The following is a 20,307-nucleotide window of genomic DNA, read 5'->3' on the forward strand; positions in this document are numbered from 1 at the left end:
ACGTTTTTCTTTATTAAGAAGGATATATCTATTAAATATTGTATTAATTAAGTAAAGGGATGATAGATAATAGGTTTAATTTGGCACTGTCCAATTTTTTATAAAATGGTAGTTAGAGGTGGTTAGCATGTTGTGGTTAATTGATATTTTAAAATCTCGTCCTGAACTAGCTTTGTTCTTAACATTAGCTATTGGGTATGCAGTTGGAAAAATTCAAATTGGCACATTTAAAGTTGGAGCAGTTACGGGAGTTCTAATAACAGGTGTTGTGGTAGGTCAGTTGAATATTGTGATTGATCCAACGATTAAATCGGTATTCTTTCTTTTCTTTTTATTTACGCTTGGTTATAATGCAGGACCACAATTTTTTAAAGGGCTTAAGAAAGAAGGACTATCACAAGTTATTTTTACGTTTCTTGTTTGTGTGATTGGATTGATTTCTACGATTGTTGTCGCAAAATTATTTTCATATCATGCAGGACAAGCTTCAGGGCTCGCGGCAGGGGCATTAACTCAGTCGGCTATTATTGGCGTATCACAAGATGCTATTTTAAATTTACCTGTTGAAGATACAATCAAAACTCAAATGATAAACTTTGTTCCAGTTGGTTACGCTGTAACTTATATATTTGGGACGATTGGAGCTGCTTTTGTATTATCAACTTTTGGCCCTAAAATACTTGGCGTTAACTTAGAAGAAGAAAGTAATAAACTAGACCATGCTTCGCGTGTAGCAATTGAGGATGAGTTACTGAAATCATGTGCAGGTGAAGTTATTTATCGAGTTTATAAGATAGATGAAAAATTTATTGGACAACGTGTAGAGCAGGTTGAAAAACAACTGTCAACTGAACCGATTCGTCTTTTTATTGCACGAATTAAACGTTCAAATCAGATATTAATCCCAACGGCTGATGAGATCATTCAAAAAGAGGATAGAATTGCGATTGTATTTAAAGAAAAAGATTTACCGAATGTTTATTTTGCTGAAATTGGAACAGAAGTTATGGATTATCAGTTAACTAGATTGGAAACAGAATCTGTGGCTATTTATTTGAAGAATGTAGAATTAAATGGGAAAACCGTTAAGCATATTGATAACGATGTCTTAACGCGCCATGTTTTTATTTCAAAAATTCAACGTGCTGGGGAAGAAATAGCATATGATGATCATACCATCATACAAAAGCATGATGTGATAACTTTAACGGGACCTAAAAATGAAGTAGAAGCGATGAGTTCTGTTATTGGAAAAGTTGCTCGTAAAACAGATGAAACAGATATGATTTTCGTTGCACTAGGTATTTTGTTAGGTTCTTTAATTGGAATTCCAACTTTAATGCTTGGAAAGATTGGCATTAGCTTATCAACAAGCGGTGGCGCTTTAATCATGGGATTAATTTTTGGATTTTTACATTCACGTCGACCGACTGTTGGTAACATCCCTAAAGGAACAGCATGGTTTTTAAGTAATGTTGGTTTAGCGGTATTTGTTGCTATTGTAGGAATTAGTGCGGGTCCTGGATTTATATCGGGATTACGTGAATCAGGAATGAGTTTTCTATTAGCAGGAGTTATCGTGACACTCATTCCAACATTCTCAGGTATTCTTCTAGGAAAGTATGTATTCAAATTTTCAGCTCCGGTTACATTAGGAGCTACAGCTGGGGCTTTAACAGTAACAGCAGCTCTTGGGGCTGTTTGTGAGAAAGCGAAGAGCAACGCTCCTGTTCTTGGATATACAATCCCGTATGCTGTTGGTAATATTTTATTAACGATTTGGGGATCTTTAATTATTCTCTTTTTCTCATAAATTATATAAGTCCAGATAAGTTTTTTACATTTGGAAAACTTTTATTTTCTCTAGTAAGTGAGGATGGCGATGATATGCCTCCTGAAGATAGGATATATTCGTACCAAAAAAATTTGGCAATCGAGACTCATGTTTAATAGGTAGAAATAAGTATTAAAAAACTTCTCACTTTTTGAGAAGTTTTTTTTGTTATGATTCTTTATTGTTTTAATAAACAATATTTGGTAGAGTATTTCTATATATAAGCCAAATTAGGAGGAAAAACTGAATGGAAGTTTTGGGAATTATTATCGTCTTAATTGAGGGAATTTTATCATTCTTTTCACCTTGCATCATTCCTCTCTTACCGATTTACTTAGGAATATTATCAACAAGTGATAGTGAAGAAAAATTATTTCATAAAAGTGGATTGTTTAAAAATACAATCGCCTTTGTACTAGGCATTTCGACAACATTCATCTTACTAGGACTTTCTTTTCAATCGCTAAGTTCACTTTTAGCAAAATATCAAAACACGATAACTCTCGTGGGGGGAATTATCATCGTTATCATGGGACTCTTTTATATGGGAGTGCTAAAAATTCCATTTTTAAATCAAGAAAAAAGAATGCACATTCAAACAAAACGTATGAACATATTGAGCGCCTATCTGCTCGGATTTACGTTTAGTTTTGGCTGGACACCTTGCATCGGACCAATGCTTGCGTCGGTTTTAATGATGTCAATTACCCAAAGTTTCGTTCTCATTGTGGTTTATACAATGGGATTTATCATTCCGTTTATGATTGTCGCACTATTTTATAATCGATTGTTACATTTCTTAACTTGGATTAAATGTAACATGGACAAGATTAAGCTCGTAGGAGGAGCGGTGTTGATTATTTCAGGAGCAGTCATGATTTGGGGAAGCATGAATGTTTTAAACGCTGAATCGATTGAAAATCAAACCAACATTTCAGAAGAAACCTCAGCTGAAGAAGGAATCAAAGCCATTGATTTTGAGCTAAAAGATCAGTTTGGAAAAATACATCAGTTGAGTGATTACAAGGGAAAAATTGTGTATTTAACTTTCTGGACAACATGGTGTAAAAATTGTGTGGCAGAACTTCCGATTCTAAATCAATTATACGAAGAATATGGATTTAATGAAGATGACGTTGCTATTTTAACGATTGCCTCTCCTAATGTTGGACGAGAAGGTGATGAAGAATATATTAAATCATTTATTGAACAAAATGGATATACACTCCCAGTTTTAATGGACGATGGAGGAATGATTGCGTCATACTATGGAATTCAGGCTATTCCGACAAATTTTGTTATTAAACCTGATGGAACGGTCCTTGGTTATATTCCAGGGCGAGTTGGAGAAGAAACAATTCGTAAATTAATTGAAGAAGTAAAAGAGTAATAAAAAAAGTATGGTCTTATCGTAAAGTGAGATCATACTTTTTTATATTGACGACTTAAAAGTGCCAAGGGATAAGTGTAGCTATTTTGATGCAGTGATGGTGTAAAGATATATAAGTCCAGACAAGTTTTTCACACTTGGAAAACTTGTCTGGGCTATAGTTAAACCTAAGTATCAAAAAGACTCCGGTACTGAGACTCATTTATAATAATGACATACATTTCTGTTTCTATATAGATGAGAAGATGGCTGAAATAATCATACTATTCAAAGGATGTGAACGATTATTAATCTTTATAAGTATATGTTACAGAGACATGACTTAAGAGCTCATTTAATTTCTTATTAAGTTTGAAATCTTTACTATCAATAAAAATCATGGTACTTGCTTGCCATAAAATCACACTAGCAGATGTGTCAATGAGAGTATTAAGAAAGGTTTCGGGATAATAAATCTGAAGATAGTAATTTACAATAAAGAAAATTAAAGCAGTCAATACATAATAAATTAATCGTAAAATTGATAGTCGACGAATTTGATTTTCATAATTTGAAAAAGATTGATAGTAGTTTTGAATTCCTTCTACAGATAAATTTTCTTTTGCACAATCCTTGATAGAATGAGGTAAAAAGATATGCAGATTTAACTCGGGAATCTGTTTTAAATCTCTGTTAAAAAGAGCCTCTTTTAACAATGCGTCAATATTTTCATTGACTGTTCGGATGTTTAAAGGTCGACAATCAATTTCGTTGAAAATCGCATCATAACTCTCTAGCTGGATGGGGACGGTAATAATTTCTTTCATTATAAAAACTCTCCGTATGATAAAAAATGAATAATATTAGGATGGGAAATTTTCATTAATTTATTTTATAAGAAAGGGGTTTTAAAAAAAATGAAATGATGGTAAGATGAAGTTGTATTTGAATTGTGCGAAATGGGACAGGGGATATGTTAAAAAATGTATGAATCATGTATTAAAAGAGCGGGGATTTTTGATGCAGGCTTATTTATTTGTTCATTTTAGAGAAAAATCGACACCAGATGGTGAACAAGTCCATTTTGGTTTAAGTAAAGACGGATTTCACTGGGAAGCAGTCAATCAAGGGCGTCCAATTGCATGGGCCTATTATGGAGATAAAGGAGTTCGTGATTTCACGATTGTTCGTTGTCACGATCGCCAAAAATTTTATATTTTTGCTACTGACTTAAGTCTAGCTTATGGAATGCGTAATCAATATCATAACTCATGGTATGAAATTTCGGTTAATGGAAGCAAATATTTCTCAGTTTGGGAATCAGATGATTTAGTAAACTGGTCAGAACAACGCCTTGTTAAAATCGGGGATGATAAGTTTGGATGTATGTGGGCACCAGATCTTATTTTTGATAAAGAAAATGAAGACTACGTTCTTCATTGGTCATCACCTCACCATGATTATCCAAATGGAGAAAAAGGTATTTACTACAGTCGTACAAAAGATTTTGAACACTTTACCAAACCAGAAGTTCTTTATCGTAAATCGGATAGTGGTGTCATTGATTCAGCGATTTACGAAGAAAATGGGATATACTACATGTTCGTTAAAAGTGAAGAGAATCCTGCTAAAAATATGCTGCTCAAAGCCAATCAAGTGACAGGACCTTACACACGCATTGAAAAGTTTGATGAATGTATGGCAGATCTCGCAACACATGTCTATGAAGCGCCAACAGCAGTTTGTTTAGAGGATGGAAAATGGTGCTTGTTCTTAGATTATTATGGTGTCCGTGGGGCAGGCCAAGGATATGTGCCATTTGTTTCTGATGATATTTCAGAAGGGAAGTTTGAACGTTCAGATGCAAGTTTTAGCTTCCCTTACGGATTCAAACATGGAACCATTTTACCCATTACGCTTGAAGAATACGAACGGATAAAAAATCATAAATGGGAAGCATAGTGAAAAAGAGTGACGTCATGAAAAGAGTGACTTCACTCTTTTTCTTTTTAGGTAAATAATTGGTTTGTAGTAGTCCATAATATAATATATATTCAATTTAATGATTAAATGAGATGATAAAATAATTAAAAAAGATGAAATACTTGTCTCAACTAAACTTGTTTCGTATAATCCAATTATCAGTTAGCTAGTGCTAACTAAATGACATTATGAAGAAATAACAAAGGAGAATCATAAAATGAAGAAAAGTCTTTTATTAATAATGAGTACATTCGCTTTAATGTTTGGTTTAGTAGGATGTTCAAGTTCTGATAAAACAGTTGAAGAAAATACAAATCAAACAGTTGAAACAACAGTTGTAACAGATGTTAAAGGAGAAGTTGAAATTCCAGCAAATCCACAGCGTATCGTTGATTTAAGTGGTGCAAGTGATATCTTAGCTTTAATTGGATATGATGTAATCGGAACAGCAAATAGTGATGGATATGACTATACAAAATTCCCAACTTACTTAGAAGATGTATTAGGAAATGCACAGATTTTAGGTTATAGTATGTTAGCTGAAATGGATGTTGAGGCTATTATTGCTTTAAATCCAGATTTAATTGTCATTTCAACAGTACAAGAGAAAATGTATGATCAATTATCTAAAATTGCACCAGTTGTTATGGTTGAGATGAAACAAGTAGATTGGAAAGAAGATTTCATGCATGTTGCGAAAGTATTTGGAAAAGAAGAAGTTGCAACAGAATGGATTAATGACTATTTAGCAAAAGCAGCAGAAGTTGGAGCACAAATTAAAGCAACATATGGTGAAGATAGCTCATACTTATCATTCTTAGCAAGCGGTGGAAGCTTATTTATCTTTGATCAAGCTGGTTTAGGATCAATTTTATATAATGATATGGGATTAGCAAAACCTGAAGGAATGCCTAAACAAGAAAATATTAGCTTACCAGTTGTCACATTAGAAGGATTAGCAGAAATTAACTCAGATTATATCTTTGCTGTTGGAACAGATGAAGATTTAGCGACATTAACAGCAAGTAGCATCTGGAATAACACAGAAGCAGTGAAAAATGGAAATGTTGTAACATTACCAGCGAGTCCATACTTTAACCAAGGTTATAGCCCAATTGGACGCTTAGTATTTGTTGAAGAAGTACAATCTTTATTAGCGAGTATGCATGAATAAAAAAACATTTATTCTCGTTTTAGGATGTAGCATAGTTGCAATAATCGGGCTAATTGTTGCAATCTGTGCAGGAGCAAAGAGTATTCCTTTGCAAACTGTATGGGATAGTATCTTCCACTATGAAGACGTGTTAGATATGCAATTAGTTAGAGATGTTCGAATACCGAGAGCCATTAGTACCGCCTTTGTAGGCGGTCTTCTTGGTATTACGGGTGCTATGATGCAAGGGGTCACAAGAAATCCTGTTGCCGAACCATCTCTAATGGGAATTACTCAAGGCGCGACATTTGCAATCGCGCTTCTTGGCATGAGTTCCTCTTTATACGGATTACTTGGAAACACACTGGCTGCTTTTGTTGGAGCGATTATCAGTGGATTACTCGTCTTAGCTTTTAGTATGAAAAGTGCTCGAAACATGAATATGTCACGCTTGTTATTAGCGGGAACTGCTCTTAGTACTTTTTTCATTTCAATGGCAACTGTTATTGCTCTGCTTACAAATAAATCACAAAGTTTAGCATTTTGGATAACTGGGGGCTTTCGAGCTGTGACATGGAACAGTGTCATGCTACTGCTTATTGTTGGAGGAATGACTACGATAATCGCCCTGTTTTTAGCACCGAAAATTAACATCGTTAATTTAGGGGAAGATGTCTGTATTGGACTAGGTGAAAATCCTGTTAAAATTCGTATGATCACATTACTTTTAATTATTCCGATGTGTGCAGTATGTGTGGCAGTAGCGGGAAACATCGCATTCGTTGGGTTAATTGTGCCACATATTATTAGAAAACTTTTAGGAACTGATTATCGAGTGATTATGCCGGTTTCTTTTTTAGGTGGGGCAATGCTCGTCATTTGGGCAGATGTTTTAGCGCGACTTGTTAATCAACCGTACGAGACGCCAATTGGATTATTTACGTCTTTAGTAGGAGTTCCATTATTTATTTGGATGGTTAGAAAGGAGAGCTAATTTTGAAAAAACGTTTAATAATTGTCAGTATCATGATTACTCTTCTTCTAATCGGAATCTTTTTGCTCGCCATTAGTTGGGGAAGTTATAATATTCCACTTCAAGATGTTGTAGCGACCTTATTCGGAAACGGAACTAGACTTCAAAATGCAACGATTTTTGATATTCGTCTACCACGAATTGTTGTAGCGATGGTGGTCGCTGTTTGTTTATCAACAGCAGGATGTATTTTACAAAGTGTCACACGAAATGAACTTGCTGAGCCCGGAATGATTGGAATTAATGCCGGAGCAGCACTTGGAGTGGTGTTGTTAATTTCGTCAGGACGTACGAATTATTATGATGCGATTGGAGACGCGGCATTATTTGTCATGCCAGTTGTAGCCATTATCGGAAGTGTGATTAGTGGAGCCTTAATTTATAGGTTAAGTTATAAAAAAGGCGTCTCACCAACTCGCTTAATTTTAACTGGAATTGGTGTGAACGTTGGAATTAATGCCTTTATCTCATTGTACCAATTAAACATGGCGCAAGGAGATTATAATCAAGTCTTAACATGGACGAGTGGAAGCTTATGGGGAAGCAGTTGGAAATTTTTCTATTTGGTGACTCCATTAGCGATTCTATTTTTAGCTTTAACGATTTGGAAAGTTAAAGTGTTAGACGTTTTAAATTTAGGAGATGAAATTGCAACAGGTCTTGGTGTTAAAGTAGAAAAAGAACGTAAAATTTTATTTTTCTATGCCATTGCCTTAGCAGGACTAGCAACCTCTGTTGCTGGAAATATTGCCTTTTTAGGATTACTCGGACCTCATATTGCTAAACGCTTAGTAGGTCCAGTACACAGAAGACAAATTCCTGTTTCAGCTTTGATTAGTTGTATCATTATTTTATTTGCAGATTCTATTTCACGAAATGTATTCTCCCCAATTGAAATTCCAGTAGGGATTACCATCTCAATTGTAGGAGTTCCTTATTTCATTTACTTAATGATGAAAGAATAAATTGTGCCGGAGGGATAAGATGGACGCGATTGAAGTTAAAGACTTAGATGTAGCATACGAACAAAAATATATTATTAAAAATATGAATCTCGAAATTCCTAAGGGAAAAATTACGATGATTATTGGCTCAAATGGATGTGGAAAATCGACGTTATTAAAAACAATTGCTCGTATTATCACACCTAAAAAGGGAGAAATCAAATTAGATGGTGTGAGTCTTAAGGCGCAAGCACCAAAAGAAATCGCAAAAAAAATGGCTGTCCTGCCACAAAGTCCGATTGTTCCTTCAGGCCTTTTAGTCAAAGAATTAGTCTCTTATGGACGTTTCCCTTATCAAAGTGCGATGGGGGGATTAAAAGAAAAAGATATTGAAATGGTAAACTGGGCAATGAAAGTAACAGGAATTGCTGAGTTTTCAGAGCGTTCAGTTGATAGCTTATCAGGCGGGCAACGTCAACGAGCATGGATTGCCATGGCTCTAGCTCAAGAAACCGAGATTCTCGTTTTAGATGAACCAACGACGTATCTTGATATGGCGCATCAACTAGAAATTTTAATGCTACTTCAAAAACTAAACAAAGAGGAAAATCGCACGATTGTGATGGTTTTACATGAGTTAAATAATGCGACGAAGTTCGCAGATTATTTAATTGGGGTGAAGGAAGGCGAGGTTGTTTTCCGTGGGAAACCACTCGACGTGATTACTAATGAGAATTTATATACCTTATACGGGATTGATGCAAAGTTACAATTAGATGAAACGGGGCAGTATCCAATCTGCGTCGACTTTAGTATCAAATAAGCTTAAGGAGAGAATATGTCAAATAAACTATACCACAAGAATTTTAACATCTTAGTTTTAGGGCAAATCATTTCGTTATTTGGAAGTTCGATTCAACGATTTGCTTTGTCATTATATTTATTAGATTTAACAGGATCGGCGAGTATCTTTGCAACCATTCTTGCGATTTCAATGATTCCAGTCGTTTTAATGTCACCAATTGCGGGAATTTTAGCCGACCGTGGAGATAAGAAAAAGTTAATGGTTAGCCTTGATATATTAAGTGCTATTTTATTAATTTTCTATTCAGTTATTGTCTTAAATGGGCAAGACAGTGCTTGGATGATTGCTATGGTAATGGTAATATTATCAGCTATTTCAACCATTTATCAACCTGTTGTGAATACGTGTATTCCAATTGTTGTAAAAGATGATCAATTAGTTCGCGCCAATGCGATTATTCAACAAGTCTCTTCACTAAGTAACTTCCTTGGCCCAATTTTAGCCGGAATGTTATATGGATTTTTCGGAATTACAGGTGTGATTACGCTAAATATGGTGAGCTTTTTATTCTCAGCTATCCTTGAGTTATTTTTAGATATTCCACATCAAAAATCTGAGGAAAAACAATCGTTTAAAACTGTGTTTGTGACGGATATGAAGGAAAGCTATCGTTATTTAAGATATAAAAATCCAATCGTTTTTCGCATGCTTTTATTCTCGGGATTTTATAATCTCTTTTTAGTACCAGTCTTTAGTGTTGCGGCACCTTACTTAATTAAAGTCACATTCGGATTATCGTCACAAGTTTATGGAATTGCAGAAGGAATCATTGCTCTTGGGATGATTATTGGAGGATTGATTATTACCGCGAAACCAACAAAATTCCACATCAAACGTGTACACCATTTACTGTACTTTACCTCAATATCAATGGTGATGATGGGAATCTCAGTTTACTTATTTCAAAACGGACTAAGCACAGCTCTTATCAGTGTTATCTTATTTACCGTATTTGGGATGATCATCATGGGAATTCTAGGTGTAGCCAATGTATTAAGTGCTGCATACTTATATCAAGCAACTGATGGGGCTATGCTTGGAAAAATTTTAGCCTTTGGATCAGCTTTTGCAATATTATGCATTCCACTAGGACAGATTCTATTTGGAGGCATGATTGAGATGTTGACACAGAACATTTACTGGTTGATTTACGTGGCAGCCATCTTTGTATTTGGAGTCACAATGCTCGTACGCTCAAATGTTTTACAAATTAAAGGAGAAATAAAAAACAGTTAGAGTTCATCTAACTGTTTTTTAATTTCTACTATTATTTCGATATTGAAGTGGGGTGCATTCATACGTTTGTTTAAACATTTTAATAAAATTACTACTATAAAGATATCCTGTTTCAGTTGCAATATCAGCAATACTTTTATCCGTTGTACACAACAGATTAGCCGCTAATGTCATGCGTAGAGAGGTTGTGAATTCTCCAATCGACATATGATATTGATGAGAAAATCCGGCTTTTAACTTTTGTGGATTTAATAAAACTATTTCACTCAGTGTTTCAATCGTTGGAGGGTTAGAAATATTTTGAGTTAAAATATCATGAGCCTTTTGAATACTTTTAATATCCCTAGCACTTAAATTAAGATAACGATCTTTCCCAATTTGAACCTTTCCATGATGAAGTTGCTTCGTAAACGTATTATCATCAGATTCCTCGACTGTCTGAATAATCAACGAAATACATTGTAAAATACAACTTTCAAGCATTAAGGAATCGAGCATATTTTTGTTGGATAAAGTTTGCATTGTTTGTAAAATAGACATGACTTCAAGTGGAAGATAATTATACGTATAGTTTGTTGCAAATCGCTCAAAATCAAAATCATTTTTTAATAAAGGGCGAATCACATCATTGAAATAATTTTCATAAATCGTGATTTCTGCACCATGAAAATGTTGTCCTTTTGTCCAATTCTGCTTCCCTTTTAAATCTTTTTCTACAACGAAAAAAGAAGAAGGTTTAAAAGAAGAAATGGGTTGATTATCAATTTGAAATTCTGTTGTCCCTTTGTGAACCGTTCCAAATCGAACAAGTCGCTGTGGGTTATCAAAATTTAATGTAAAATGATGGGGAATCGTATAATCAGCAATCCCGAACTCATAATAACCAGGGCGTTCGTATAATAAGAAATAGCCATTTTCAGGATGTTCAATATCTTTGAAAATTTTACAATACTTCTCTTGGAATGCCTTGAAATTTAACTCATAAAGGACCGCTTCTCGAAACTCCTCTGAAGAGTGAACGATTGTCATGCTAAAACCTCGCTGTCAAAAAAACTGATTTTAATTAAGTATAACATACTACAAAAGTCATTTTCAAAATGTATCTTTAAATGATTGAATTCGATAAAATAATTGACTTTTTGTCTCTAAATGAGTTAAAATCTAATTATAAAAAATTAAATAATGAACTAGAACAAACGACACATGTAGTGCTTTGCACGTAAATCTGATTACGGTACAAGGTGACTTCGTGTGTCTTTTTTTGCGTTCTTTTATGAAAAGAAAGGAAAGATACTATGCCAAAAACAAAAATTCAAAAATTATTCTTTGCTGTACTAACTGTTTTTATTACAGTTCATTTATTCGTCTTTTATAACGTAGCCATTGAAATGGGAGGAATGTCAAATCAAGTCTTTGTTACTTCTTTAAAAATCGTTCCGATTGAATTCATCTTCGCCTTACTTATTGAAATATTTATTGCAGGTCCTCTTTCAGAAAAACTTGCTTTTAGTATGATTGATTTCAAAAAAGATAGCCAAGTGATTATTACAACCGTATTTATTTGCTCGACTATTGTCTTCATGTGTCCTTTAATGTCATTAGTTTCAACTATTTTATTCCACGGTTTCACAAGCGAACTAATTGCTACTTGGTTCCAAAATATTGTGATTAACTTACCCTTTGCTTTCTTTACTCAAATTTTCTTTGTTCAACCCTTTGTTAGATATATTTTCCGATTTGTCTTTAAACACCAGTTAGATAATGAAAAACAGTACGATACAAATGAAATTGAAGTCGCTTAAGATGAAAAAGTTATCCTCCTAATTGAGGATAACTTTTTTTCTAATACTAAAATATGACATCCAAACGGAATAAAGGGGGGATGATTGACATAAAATAAAGAGAATTCACAATTAAATAGTATTAAGCATGATGAAACGTGCTTATTCAAACCATCATTAAAACGTAGAGGTTGCGAAGGCTTAAGAGTACTAATAACGAGGTAAGCGCGATGACTTATTGGGAAAGGAAGATTCGCCGAAGAGATTAACTGACGCTTTAAGGTTAATTCTCTGGGGGTGCATAAAAGATATGCATCACTGTCACAAAAATCACTTTGTGGTGTGCTACATTTGAGGATATCCCAACCGATTTTTCGGTATATTAAAGGCCCCTTGAATGTATTCGAGGGGCTTTTTTAGTGCCTTATCAAAATGAAAAAAGGAGTCTAGGATGAAACTACATGGAACAATGAACATTGAAAATCAACAATTATTTATTGGAGGGGTAAGTTGTCAAACATTGGTTAACACTTATCAAACACCACTTTATGTCTTTGACGAAGCACTACTTAGACAAAATTGCAAAGATTATAGGAAGCATTTTAAAGTTGAGGAGCGAGGGAATCGTGTGGCTTATGCCGGAAAAGCTTTCTTGCCACTTTACATGTGTCACCTGATTAAAGAAGAGGGGCTTTATCTTGATGTTGTATCTGGTGGTGAACTGTATACTGCTTATAAAGCTGATTTTCCAATGGATCATGTTTTGTTTCATGGTAATAATAAGACATTTGATGAAATCAACATGGGCTTAGAGTATGGTGTCGGTGTTTTTGTAGTTGATAATTACTATGAACTAGAGACGCTAAATACAATGTGTCATAAACGTGGTAAACAACAAAATGTTTATTTAAGAATTACACCTGGTATCGAAGCACATACACACGACTACATTAAAACAGGACAAATCGATTCGAAATTTGGATTCACCTTATCGAATGGGGACTTACAAAGATGTCTTGAAGTGTTTCATAAGTATGAGCATTTAAATTTAATTGGTTTGCATGCGCACATTGGATCACAAATTTTTGATGTGAATCCCTTTTTAGATGAAGTTGAGATTATGATGACACTCGTAAAAGATATTAAAGAGCAATTTGGATTTGAGATTACTGATGTTGATTTAGGTGGAGGAGTCGGCGTTTATTACACAGAGAAGGATGCACCTAAATCGATTGCACAGTTTTGTGAGGCAATTTTAACAAAAGCCCAGACGGTTTGCGAAACTTTACAAATAGATATTCCAAGATTGATTATTGAACCAGGGCGCTCAATTGTTGCCAATGCAGGAAGTACTTTATATACGGTTGGGTCAATGAAAGATATTAAAGATGTTAGAACTTATGTTAGTGTCGATGGAGGAATGACAGATAATATTAGGCCTTCTTTATATCAAGCGGTTTATGAATGTGCCATTGCAAATTGGATGGAATCAGGAAACGAGCGTCATGTTACGATTGCCGGAAAATGTTGCGAAAGTGGGGATATCTTAATAACTGACGTTGACGTAAATAAGATTGAAAGTGGGGACATTTTGATTATCACCTCAACAGGTGCTTATGGTTATTCCATGTCCTCAAATTATAATAAAATTCCAAAAGCAGCAGTTGTTGCTGTGAAAGATGGTGAGGCTCAATTAATTTGTCGTCGTCAAACATATGAAGAACTTCTATCACTAGAAGTTTAAAGAGGTAAACAGGAGGGGAATTAAATGGGGATTTTAGTGCATAAATATGGCGGCACATCAGTTGCAAGTACGGATAAAATCAAAAATATTGCTAAAAAAATAGTCGCTGAAAAAGAAAAGGGACATGATCTGGTCGTTGTTGTTTCAGCCATGGGAAAAACCACAGATGATTTGATTGAATTATCAAAAAAAATATCAACTAATCCTGATAAACGAGATCTTGATATGCTCTTATCAACGGGGGAACAAGTATCCATTTCCTTATTATCGATGGCGCTTAAAGAATACGGTGTGGATGCAATTTGTTTAACCGGATTTCAGGCTGGTATCAAAACCCAAGGTCCTCATACAAAAAATAAAATCATTGATATCGACATTGAAAAAGTAAAATCGTATTTAAAAGAAGGAAAAGTTGTCGTCGTCGCAGGATTTCAAGGTATGAATGAAAAAGGTGACATTACAACACTTGGTCGTGGGGGTTCCGATACAACAGCTGTCGCTTTAGCAGCCAAACTACGAGGAGGATGTCATATTTATACGGATGTCGATGGAATCTACTCTGTTGATCCGCGTCTATATAAAGAGGCAAAGAAATTAGATGATATTAGCTATGAAGAAATGATGGAAATGGCGAGTCTTGGAGCTGGAATCATGGAACCAAGAGCTGTTGAAATTGGTTGTAAATATCAAATTCCAATTTATGTAGCATCTAGTCAGCATGATATCACGGGGACAACAATTAGGGGAGTTGATCATAATATGGAGGAGAACGTCATTACAGGATTAAGTATCAGTGACGATGTGTTAATGGTGACTATCAGCAATCTTGAATTTAAGGTTGAAAATATTGCAATAGTTTTTGAAAAATTAGCAGAAGCGAATATTAATGTGGATATGATTAGTCAAACGGGACCGATTAATGGGATCGTTAATCTTTCTTTTACTGCATCAACAGACGATTATGATGTCATCAAGGAAGTCATGCAACAACTAAAAAAACAGTATCAAGAAATTGACATTGAACTTGAAGATGATATTACAAAAGTCTCAGTGATTGGGGTTGGAATGTTGAATCAAAGTGGAGTAACGGAAAAAATATTTAGAATTCTAGCTAATCATCATATCTCATTTAGACAGGTAACGACATCTGAAATCAGCATTTCCTATACCATCAATAAAAAGGATAAGGCAACAACAGTTGCTGTTTTAGCCGGAGAATTAGGCTTATAACTTAGGGGAGTGATTAATTTGAAAAAAGTAAATGTTGCAATTGTAGGGGCGACTGGATTAGTTGGGCAAACTTTTTTAAAGGTACTCGAGGAGCGTCAGTTTCCGATTAATCATTTATTTCTACTAGCATCAAGTCGCTCGGTTGGAAAAAAAATCGAGTTTGCTGGAAAAGTTTACACGGTAGAAGAGTTAACACCAGATTCCTTTAATAAAGACATTGATATCGCGTTATTTTCAGCAGGTGGAAGCGTCAGCAAAAAGTATGCACCGATTGCTGCGGCTCATGGTATACGTGTTGTTGATAACTCGAGTGCTTGGCGAATGAATGACAAGATTCCTTTAGTCGTGCCAGAGGTTAATGCGAATGTATTAACGGAGGATGATTATATTATTGCAAATCCAAACTGCTCAACCATTCAATGCGTCGTGCCGTTACAAGTATTGCATAAAGCTTATCAAATTAAACGAATTGTCTATTCAACGTATCAGGCTGTATCAGGTTCAGGTGTGAAAGGATTAAGGGATTTAGAAAGTGATATTCAAGGAGAAAGAGTGTCATTTTATCCGCATCCGATTGCCTATAATTGTCTACCTCATATCGATGATTTTTTAGATAACGGATATACAAAAGAAGAAATGAAAATGGTTAATGAAACGAGAAAAATTCTTGGAGATAATAACCTAAAAATTACAGCCACCACAGTTCGAGTACCTGTTAGATTTGGACATAGTATTGCCATTAATGTCGAGCTTGAACACCCTTTTGAATTAGAAGAGGTAGTTGAAAAATTAAGAGCGGCTGAGGGAATTGTAGTAGTAGATGATGTTGCAAACAATGAATATCCACTTGCTCTTTGTGCTGAGGGAAAAGATGAAGTGTTTGTCGGACGAATTCGTCGTGATTTTAGTGTTGAAAATGGATTAAATTTATGGGTAGTTGCCGATAACATAAGAAAAGGAGCGGCGACAAATACCGTTCAAATTGCACAGCAATTATTAAAATACTTATAAATGTAGCTTTTTACGCAGAAAGAGTTGAACTAGGATGACTAAATTTATTGGAGCAGGAGTCGCATTAATTACGCCGTTTAAAAATGAGGAAGTAGATTACGAAGCTCTTCGCGCTTTGATTGAATGGCATATTCAAAATTCCACAGATGCCATTATTGTTTGCGGAACAACTGGTGAATCTGCCACGATGAGTGATACAGAGCGAAAAACGGTGATTAAGTTTACGGTAGAAGTTGTAAAATCTCGTATTCCGGTCATTGCTGGAAGTGGGAGCAATAATACGCCCTACGCGATTGAATTGAGTCGGTATTGTGAATCAGTTGGCGTAGATGGTTTGCTTGTCGTGACACCTTATTATAATAAGGCAACAGATTTAGGACTGATCAAACATTATGAAGCTATCGCGTCATCGGTTAAGATTCCAATTATTTTATATAATGTTCCCTCAAGAACAGGAGTTAATTTGAAACCACATGTAGTGAAACAACTGAGCGGGATTAAAAATATTATTGGAATTAAGGAAGCGAGCGGTGATTTTTCACAAGTTGCTGAAATCATGAGATTATGTGGTTCTGATTTTGCGATGTACAGTGGAAATGATGATATGATTGTTCCCATTTTATCGCTTGGCGGAGTCGGTGTAATTTCCGTCGTGAGTAATATTTTACCTAAAGAAACGCATGAACTAGTCATGAGTTATTTACAAGGTGATACGAATAAAGCTTTAAGGTTACAACTTGCGATGAAGTCATTGATTGATGCTTTATTTATCGAAGTAAATCCAATCCCGATCAAAACAGCTATGAATTTGCTGGGAATGAAGGCCGGAACTTTGAGATTACCTTTATGTGAGATGACAGAAGAACATGCAAAAATACTTAAAGAAGAACTTACAGCTTATGGAAAGTGGCACGAGGTGAAGTAACATGATTAGAATTGGACTTAGTGGATGTTTAGGGACGATGGGACAAATTATCAGTGAGTTGATTGAACAACAAGATGGGGTAGAGCTAGTGTTTGGAATTGATAAGCGAGCGGGAGAGATTGACGTTTTGTATCCAGTTTTCTCTTTACCAAAGGAAGTTAACCTCTCATGTGATGTCATCATTGATTTTTCAAATGCGGGCAATGTCGATGATTTAATTGATTATTGTATCTCGAATCAGGTGGCGGCTGTTATTGCTACAACAGGGTTAAGTGAGAAGCAAGAAGAAAAGATTAAAGAGGCAGCACGCATCATTCCGATTTTTAGATCGGCCAATACATCGCTTGGAATCAATGTGTTACTTGATTTAGTGAAGAAGGCAACAAGTATTTTAAGTGATAATTTTGATATTGAGATCATTGAAAAACATCATAATAAAAAAGTTGATGCACCGAGTGGAACAGCATATATGATTGCGAGTACGATTAATGAGGAGCTCCATCATTCGATGAAATATAATTATGGCCGTCAAGGAAATGACTCAAAGCGTTTAGAAAATGAAATTGGAATTCATTCAGTTCGTGGTGGAACCATTCCCGGGGAACATATCGTTATTTTTGCTGGCTTAGATGAAGTTATTGAAATCAAACATACTGCATTATCAAAAAAAATATTTGCAAAGCAAGCTATTAAAGCAGCTGAGTTTATTGCCCATAATAAACCACAGTTATATAACATGGGAGATTTAATGAATCAATACTAGGGGGGATTTTTTAGTGATGAAGGAAAAACAGTTATTAACTGATCCATATGAAATTGCACACTTTATTAAAGAAGCAAAAAAAAGTACACCGGTTAAACTTTATATCAAGGGTGACTTAGAAGGTGTGGAGTTTCCGAACTGTAAAGTATTTGGCGAAGGTCATTTTAAAATCGTATTTGGTGAATATAGCGAGATTGAATCTATTTTAGAAAAACATCAAGCTAAGATTGAGTACTATGAAATGGAAAATGACCGTCGTAATTCAGCCATTCCAATATTAGATTTGAAACAGATTAAAGCACGAATTGAACCAGGTGCTATTATTCGAGATCATGTGACGATTGGTGAAAATGCCGTTATTATGATGGGGGCTGTCATTAATATTGGAGCCGAAATCGGTGAAAATACAATGATTGATATGAATGCTGTCGTGGGAGCTCGAGGAACAATTGGAAAAAATGTTCATATCGGAGCGGGATCAGTCATTGCAGGTGTTCTTGAACCACCTAGTAAAACACCTGTGATCATTGAGGATGATGTGATGATTGGAGCCAATGCGGTTATTTTAGAAGGGGTTCGAGTTGGAAAGGGAGCAGTTGTAGCGGCAGGAGCTGTTGTAACGGAAGATGTCTTGCCAAATACCGTAGTAGCGGGAATGCCTGCCAAAGTCATCAAACAAAAAGATGAACAAACAAAAGACAAGGTGAAAATACTAGAAGATTTAAGATAATTTTTAGTCGAATATAAAAAGATTAATCTTAGGTATTATTTCTTAGATTAATCTTTTTATTTTATTTTCTTGCTATGGAGTTAACTCCATACCCTATAATAACTTTGTAATGAAATTTCTAATAGTTATAGTAGGTGAGAAAAGAGAGCACTTTATAGGAATTTTTGAAAAGGGGATTAAAATATGACAAGTGCTGAAGTTAGTAAAAAATATAATATTTCTATTGATACATTACGGTATTATGAGAAGATTGGCCTTCTCCCACCTATAAAGCGTGATTCTAAAGGTTATCGTGTTTATACAGAACAAGATTGTAATTGGATTTATTATATTAAGGTGATGCGAAATGCAGGGGTTTCGATTGAAGCCTTAATCGAATATTTCGATTTATTTCAAAAAGGGGAATCCACGATTAACAAAAGAAAAACAATTCTTTTAGAACAACGCGATCAACTAGCTAAAAAGGTTCAGGAGATGCAAGACACATTAGCCATGTTAACTCATAAAATTGATATTTATGAGGAACTGCTATTAAAGTTCGAAGATGAAAAGTTAAGAGGATTAGAAAATTAAGAAAGAAGGAATAAAAATGAAACAGGTGACATTAAATAATGGATTGAAAATGCCTATTTTAGGGTTCGGTGTTTACCAAATTACAGATTTAAAAGAGTGTGAACGTGCGGTATTAGATGCGATTGAAGTAGGGTATCGATTAATTGATACCGCACAAGCGTATGGTAATGAGGAGGCAGTCGGAAGAGCTATCAAAAAATCATCGGTTCCAAGAGAGGAATTGTTTATTACCACAAAAGTATGGATTTCAAATGCAGGATATGAAAAAGCAAGGCAATCACTAGAAGAATCATTAAAAAAAATGCAACTTGATTACATCGATTTAGTTCTCATACATCAACCTGTTAATGATTATTATGGAACGTATCGCGCAATGGAGGAAATGTATAAGGAAGGGAAAATTAAGGCGATTGGAGTAAGTAATTTTTATCCGGATCGTTTAGTAGATATTTGTTTATGCAATGAAATTATTCCAGCCGTTAATCAGGTAGAAGTTAATGTCTTTCATCAGCAAACAGATGCTCAGGAGTATATGAAAAAATATAATGTTCAAATGGAGGCATGGGCACCCTTTGCTGAAGGTAAAAACGATATGTTTAATCAACCTCTTTTAAAAGAGATTGGAACGAAATATGGGAAGTCGGTTGCACAAGTTATCTTAAGATGGTTAGTTCAACGTAATATTGTTGTATTAGCTAAATCAGTCCGTAAAGAAAGAATGGAAGAAAATATAAATATTTTTGATTTTGAATTAAGTCACGATGAGATGAACAGGATTAGTGAATTAGATAAGGGTGAAAGTTCATTCTTCTCACACTATGATCCAAATATTATTGAATTTTTAGCTAATCTAAGTAGATAAAGAGTCAGATTAAATTTAAGTTTGATGGTGTAATAAGACAGGTAAGACCCCTAAATCGTAAAATTTCTGATAATTTAAAATGGCAAACCTCAATTATTTAATACTAAATAATTGAGGTTTTTTTTTGATTTTTAATAAAAATATCGAGATGATGAAATCGACTTACGTTACACTATTGGCGGAAACGTTTTTAATTTTTAATCGCTTTCTATAGAAGAATAAAATATAATATGATACTATCATAGTAGAACTTATCGAAAAATGTAGTAAA

19 protein-coding genes and 1 riboswitch are annotated in these 20,307 nt (G+C 34.7%); of the genes, 17 read left to right on the plus strand and 2 right to left on the minus strand.

What is annotated here, in order from left to right:
* Positions 1-127: 127 nt before the first annotated feature.
* Together aspT and HLK68_RS07745 are read left to right on the plus strand one after the other, a co-directional pair.
* Positions 128-1,813 carry an aspartate-alanine antiporter gene (gene aspT / locus HLK68_RS07740; RefSeq protein ID WP_006784794.1) on the plus strand — a complete coding sequence of 562 codons (1,686 nt, stop codon included), beginning with the start codon at positions 128-130 and terminating at the stop codon, positions 1,811-1,813.
* A gap of 268 nt (positions 1,814-2,081) precedes the next feature.
* Positions 2,082-3,224 carry a redoxin domain-containing protein gene (locus tag HLK68_RS07745; RefSeq protein ID WP_129821309.1) on the plus strand — a complete coding sequence of 381 codons (1,143 nt, stop codon included), beginning with the start codon at positions 2,082-2,084 and terminating at the stop codon, positions 3,222-3,224.
* A 287-nt stretch (positions 3,225-3,511) separates the two neighbouring features.
* On the opposite strand, the gene HLK68_RS07750 is transcribed toward HLK68_RS07745, so the two are convergent.
* Positions 3,512-4,030, minus strand: coding sequence for a hypothetical protein (locus HLK68_RS07750; RefSeq protein WP_006784792.1), 519 nt, complete (start codon positions 4,028-4,030; stop codon positions 3,512-3,514).
* 193 nt (positions 4,031-4,223) lie between these two features.
* On the opposite strand from HLK68_RS07750, the gene HLK68_RS07755 reads away from it, so the two are divergent.
* The 6 genes from HLK68_RS07755 (at position 4,224) to HLK68_RS07780 (ending at position 10,417) form a co-directional block, all read left to right on the plus strand.
* Positions 4,224-5,165, plus strand: a complete 942-nt coding sequence (locus HLK68_RS07755; RefSeq protein ID WP_055164495.1) for a glycoside hydrolase family 43 protein — start codon at positions 4,224-4,226, stop codon at positions 5,163-5,165.
* A gap of 238 nt (positions 5,166-5,403) precedes the next feature.
* Positions 5,404-6,360, plus strand: a complete 957-nt coding sequence (locus HLK68_RS07760) for an ABC transporter substrate-binding protein (RefSeq protein WP_006784789.1) — start codon at positions 5,404-5,406, stop codon at positions 6,358-6,360.
* Positions 6,353-7,333, plus strand: a complete 981-nt coding sequence (locus HLK68_RS07765; protein ID WP_006784788.1) for a FecCD family ABC transporter permease — start codon at positions 6,353-6,355, stop codon at positions 7,331-7,333. The genes HLK68_RS07760 and HLK68_RS07765 overlap by 8 nt, the downstream gene beginning before the upstream one ends.
* A gap of 2 nt (positions 7,334-7,335) precedes the next feature.
* The gene (locus HLK68_RS07770) at positions 7,336-8,337 is read left to right on the plus strand and encodes a FecCD family ABC transporter permease (RefSeq protein WP_132942533.1); all 1,002 of its coding nucleotides are present in this window, start codon (positions 7,336-7,338) and stop codon (positions 8,335-8,337) included.
* A 19-nt stretch (positions 8,338-8,356) separates the two neighbouring features.
* Positions 8,357-9,139 (plus strand): ABC transporter ATP-binding protein, encoded by a 783-nt coding sequence (locus HLK68_RS07775; protein WP_006784786.1) that lies wholly within the window; start codon positions 8,357-8,359, stop codon positions 9,137-9,139.
* A 15-nt stretch (positions 9,140-9,154) separates the two neighbouring features.
* Entirely contained in the window at positions 9,155-10,417 is a 1,263-nt protein-coding gene (locus HLK68_RS07780; RefSeq protein ID WP_132942532.1) for an MFS transporter, read from the plus strand.
* 18 nt (positions 10,418-10,435) lie between these two features.
* Here the strand turns inward: HLK68_RS07780 and HLK68_RS07785 are convergent, their stop codons facing one another.
* Complete coding sequence (locus HLK68_RS07785; RefSeq protein ID WP_006784784.1) at positions 10,436-11,446, minus strand: helix-turn-helix transcriptional regulator; 1,011 nt, start codon at positions 11,444-11,446, stop codon at positions 10,436-10,438.
* A 266-nt stretch (positions 11,447-11,712) separates the two neighbouring features.
* Between HLK68_RS07785 and HLK68_RS07790 the strand changes: the two genes are divergently transcribed.
* The 9 genes from HLK68_RS07790 to HLK68_RS07830 all read left to right on the plus strand — a co-directional run bounded on the left by HLK68_RS07790 (position 11,713) and on the right by HLK68_RS07830 (position 20,036).
* Complete coding sequence (locus tag HLK68_RS07790) at positions 11,713-12,219, plus strand: DUF2798 domain-containing protein (RefSeq protein WP_132942531.1); 507 nt, start codon at positions 11,713-11,715, stop codon at positions 12,217-12,219.
* A gap of 156 nt (positions 12,220-12,375) precedes the next feature.
* A riboswitch (Lysine riboswitch) is annotated at positions 12,376-12,554 on the plus strand.
* A 95-nt stretch (positions 12,555-12,649) separates the two neighbouring features.
* Positions 12,650-13,942 carry a diaminopimelate decarboxylase gene (gene lysA, locus HLK68_RS07795; RefSeq protein ID WP_006784782.1) on the plus strand — a complete coding sequence of 431 codons (1,293 nt, stop codon included), beginning with the start codon at positions 12,650-12,652 and terminating at the stop codon, positions 13,940-13,942.
* A 24-nt stretch (positions 13,943-13,966) separates the two neighbouring features.
* A complete protein-coding gene (locus tag HLK68_RS07800; RefSeq protein ID WP_006784781.1) occupies positions 13,967-15,172 on the plus strand; it encodes an aspartate kinase in 1,206 nt (401 codons plus the stop codon).
* A gap of 9 nt (positions 15,173-15,181) precedes the next feature.
* Positions 15,182-16,183, plus strand: a complete 1,002-nt coding sequence (locus HLK68_RS07805; RefSeq protein WP_269148154.1) for an aspartate-semialdehyde dehydrogenase — start codon at positions 15,182-15,184, stop codon at positions 16,181-16,183.
* 34 nt (positions 16,184-16,217) lie between these two features.
* Positions 16,218-17,108, plus strand: coding sequence for a 4-hydroxy-tetrahydrodipicolinate synthase (gene dapA / locus HLK68_RS07810; protein ID WP_006784779.1), 891 nt, complete (start codon positions 16,218-16,220; stop codon positions 17,106-17,108).
* Position 17,109: 1 nt separating this feature from the next.
* Positions 17,110-17,871, plus strand: coding sequence for a 4-hydroxy-tetrahydrodipicolinate reductase (gene dapB, locus HLK68_RS07815; RefSeq protein WP_006784778.1), 762 nt, complete (start codon positions 17,110-17,112; stop codon positions 17,869-17,871).
* Positions 17,872-17,884: 13 nt separating this feature from the next.
* On the plus strand, positions 17,885-18,601 hold the full coding sequence (dapD, locus tag HLK68_RS07820) for a 2,3,4,5-tetrahydropyridine-2,6-dicarboxylate N-acetyltransferase (RefSeq protein ID WP_009606850.1): 717 nt from the start codon (positions 17,885-17,887) through the stop codon (positions 18,599-18,601).
* 183 nt (positions 18,602-18,784) lie between these two features.
* Complete coding sequence (locus HLK68_RS07825) at positions 18,785-19,174, plus strand: MerR family transcriptional regulator (RefSeq protein WP_006784776.1); 390 nt, start codon at positions 18,785-18,787, stop codon at positions 19,172-19,174.
* A 16-nt stretch (positions 19,175-19,190) separates the two neighbouring features.
* Entirely contained in the window at positions 19,191-20,036 is an 846-nt protein-coding gene (locus HLK68_RS07830; RefSeq protein WP_006784775.1) for an aldo/keto reductase, read from the plus strand.
* Positions 20,037-20,307 lie beyond the last annotated feature (271 nt).

It is taken from the genome of Turicibacter sanguinis (genome assembly GCF_013046825.1).
Taxonomy (GTDB): domain Bacteria; phylum Bacillota_I; class Bacilli_A; order MOL361; family Turicibacteraceae; genus Turicibacter; species Turicibacter sanguinis.

Bases quoted from the DNA above. Each gene is read 5' to 3' on its own strand.
- aspT (WP_006784794.1), top strand. From the start codon at position 128: ATGTTGTGGTTAATTGATATTTTAAAATCTCGTCCTGAACTAGCTTTG.
- HLK68_RS07745 (WP_129821309.1), top strand. From the start codon at position 2,082: ATGGAAGTTTTGGGAATTATTATCGTCTTAATTGAGGGAATTTTATCA.
- HLK68_RS07750 (WP_006784792.1), bottom strand. From the start codon at position 4,030: ATGAAAGAAATTATTACCGTCCCCATCCAGCTAGAGAGTTATGATGCG.
- HLK68_RS07755 (WP_055164495.1), top strand. From the start codon at position 4,224: ATGCAGGCTTATTTATTTGTTCATTTTAGAGAAAAATCGACACCAGAT.
- HLK68_RS07760 (WP_006784789.1), top strand. From the start codon at position 5,404: ATGAAGAAAAGTCTTTTATTAATAATGAGTACATTCGCTTTAATGTTT.
- HLK68_RS07765 (WP_006784788.1), top strand. From the start codon at position 6,353: ATGAATAAAAAAACATTTATTCTCGTTTTAGGATGTAGCATAGTTGCA.
- HLK68_RS07775 (WP_006784786.1), top strand. From the start codon at position 8,357: ATGGACGCGATTGAAGTTAAAGACTTAGATGTAGCATACGAACAAAAA.
- HLK68_RS07780 (WP_132942532.1), top strand. From the start codon at position 9,155: ATGTCAAATAAACTATACCACAAGAATTTTAACATCTTAGTTTTAGGG.
- HLK68_RS07785 (WP_006784784.1), bottom strand. From the start codon at position 11,446: ATGACAATCGTTCACTCTTCAGAGGAGTTTCGAGAAGCGGTCCTTTAT.
- HLK68_RS07790 (WP_132942531.1), top strand. From the start codon at position 11,713: ATGCCAAAAACAAAAATTCAAAAATTATTCTTTGCTGTACTAACTGTT.
- lysA (WP_006784782.1), top strand. From the start codon at position 12,650: ATGAAACTACATGGAACAATGAACATTGAAAATCAACAATTATTTATT.
- HLK68_RS07800 (WP_006784781.1), top strand. From the start codon at position 13,967: ATGGGGATTTTAGTGCATAAATATGGCGGCACATCAGTTGCAAGTACG.
- dapA (WP_006784779.1), top strand. From the start codon at position 16,218: ATGACTAAATTTATTGGAGCAGGAGTCGCATTAATTACGCCGTTTAAA.
- dapB (WP_006784778.1), top strand. From the start codon at position 17,110: ATGATTAGAATTGGACTTAGTGGATGTTTAGGGACGATGGGACAAATT.
- HLK68_RS07825 (WP_006784776.1), top strand. From the start codon at position 18,785: ATGACAAGTGCTGAAGTTAGTAAAAAATATAATATTTCTATTGATACA.
- HLK68_RS07830 (WP_006784775.1), top strand. From the start codon at position 19,191: ATGAAACAGGTGACATTAAATAATGGATTGAAAATGCCTATTTTAGGG.